Source organism: Marivita sp., assembly GCF_051251565.1.
GTDB lineage: Bacteria > Pseudomonadota > Alphaproteobacteria > Rhodobacterales > Rhodobacteraceae > Marivita.
This window is the reverse complement of the sequence record NZ_JBPOFB010000085.1, coordinates 1-2,004: the sequence shown is the minus strand read 5'-3', so window position 1 is coordinate 2,004 and position 2,004 is coordinate 1. Positions and strand designations below refer to the sequence as shown.

At 65.0% G+C, this 2,004-nt stretch carries 2 protein-coding genes; both read right to left on the bottom strand.

The features are described from left to right. A partial coding sequence (dxs, locus tag ACSHXH_RS19625; protein ID WP_435673489.1) for a 1-deoxy-D-xylulose-5-phosphate synthase occupies nucleotides 1–1,533 on the bottom strand: 1,533 nt, incomplete at its 3' end. A gap of 10 nt (nucleotides 1,534–1,543) precedes the next feature. Next, nucleotides 1,544–2,004 (bottom strand): polyprenyl synthetase family protein (locus ACSHXH_RS19620; RefSeq protein ID WP_435673488.1); only part of this gene is annotated, 461 nt, incomplete at its 5' end.

Below are 2,004 nucleotides of genomic sequence, written 5' to 3'. Positions count from 1 at the left end.
GCGCTTGCCTTCGCGGATCATCCTGCCCTTGCCGATCTCAAGCGGTTCGGGCGCTGACGGTATCTCGACGCCAACACCTTCGCCGCGCGGAAACCGGAACGCGATCGGACCCGCATCGTGGGCCGCTGCCGTGACAACCATTCGGGCCAGCTCGGCCTCGTCGGCGGCTGCCATGACGACCATGCCGGGCAAGGCGCTGAGATAGCCGATATCGAAGGCACCCGCATGGGTCGCGCCGTCGGCGCCGACCAGGCCGGCCCGATCGATGGCGAACCGTACCGGCAGTCCCTGAAGTGCAACATCGTGCACGACCTGATCGTAACCGCGCTGCAGGAAAGTGGAGTAAATTGCGCAGAAAGGCCGCATGCCACCCGCCGCCAACCCGGCCGAGAATGTCACCGCATGCTGTTCGGCTATCCCCACGTCGAAACAGCGCGAGGTATAGCGCTCCATGAACTGCTTCAGCCCGGTGCCATCAGGCATCGCGGCGGTGACCGCGCAGATCCGGCTGTCGGTCGCCGCCAATTTCATCAGGCTATCAGAAAAGACGGACGTATAGCTTGGCGCATTGCTCTTGGAGGCCGCTTGCTTGCCTGTGATCACGTCGAACTTGCCGACGCCGTGGCCCTTGTCCTCGGCGGCCTCGGCCGGGGCGTAACCCTTGCCCTTCTTGGTGATTGCATGGATCAGCATCGGCCCGGTGGCGCGGGATTTGACGGTGCGCAGCACGGCCAGAAGCTGTTCCATGTCATGACCGTCGATCGGACCGACATAGGAAAACCCCAACTCCTCGAACATGGTGCCGCCGAAGGCCATGCCCTTGACCATTTCCTTGGCTCGCCGCGCACCTTCCTGGAACGGTTCCGGCAGCAGGCTGACGGCGCCTTTCGCGGCGGCCTTCAATTCCTGGAACGGGGCGCCCGCGTAAAGCCGTGAAAGATAGGACGACATTGCGCCGACGGGCGGCGCGATGCTCATCTCGTTGTCATTCAGGATCACGATCAGACGCTTGCCCAAGGCACCTGCGTTGTTCATCGCCTCAAAGGCCATCCCGGCACTCATCGCGCCGTCGCCGATCACCGCGATGGCGTCACCGATGCCATGTTCCGGCGCGCCGCCCAGATCGCGCGCCACGGCAAAGCCCAGCGCCGCCGAAATGGAGGTTGAGCTATGCGCTGCGCCAAATGGATCGTAGGGCGATTCCGTGCGTTTCGTGAAACCCGACAGGCCGCCCTTCTGGCGCAGTGTGCGGATGCGGTCGCGCCGCCCGGTCAGGATCTTGTGCGGATAGGTCTGGTGGCTCACGTCCCAGATGATCCGGTCCCTCGGGGCGTCGAAAACCGCGTGCAGTGCGACGGTCAACTCGACCACGCCCAGCCCGGCGCCCAAGTGGCCGCCGGTTTCGCTGACTGCAGAGATCGTCTCGGCACGGAGCTCTCCGGCAAGGCGGGACAGGTCGCTGTCGCTCAGCCCCTTCATATCCGACGGCGTGTCGATCCGGTCCAGAAGCGGTGTCTTGGGTCTATCGGTCATGATGCGGTCCTCAACGGTCGCGGGTCAGGACGAATTGCGCCGCCGCGCGCAGCGTATCGCCCCTGTCGCCGTAGCTCTCTAACGCATCACAGGCTGATTGGACCAGTTCCTGAGCGCGGCGTTTTGCCCCGGAGAGCCCAAGATGCGACACGAAAGTAGCCTTGCGCGCGATATCGTCCTTGCCAAGCGACTTGCCGACGGCGGCGGCATCGCCTTCCACGTCCAGCACATCGTCGGTGATCTGGAACAGCAGTCCCAGCGCCGCGCCATAGGCCCGCAGTGGTGCGCGGTCGGCATCGGCCATCAACGCCCCGGAAGACGCGGACCATTCGATCAATGCGCCGGTCTTGCCGGCCTGCAGCGCCATGATGTCCTCCAGCGTAAGCGGAGTATCGGCGGTTTCCGCCGCGATGTCCTGCGCCTGACCGCCGACCATGCCGCGCACCCCGGCGGCGCGCGCCAGCGTTACAC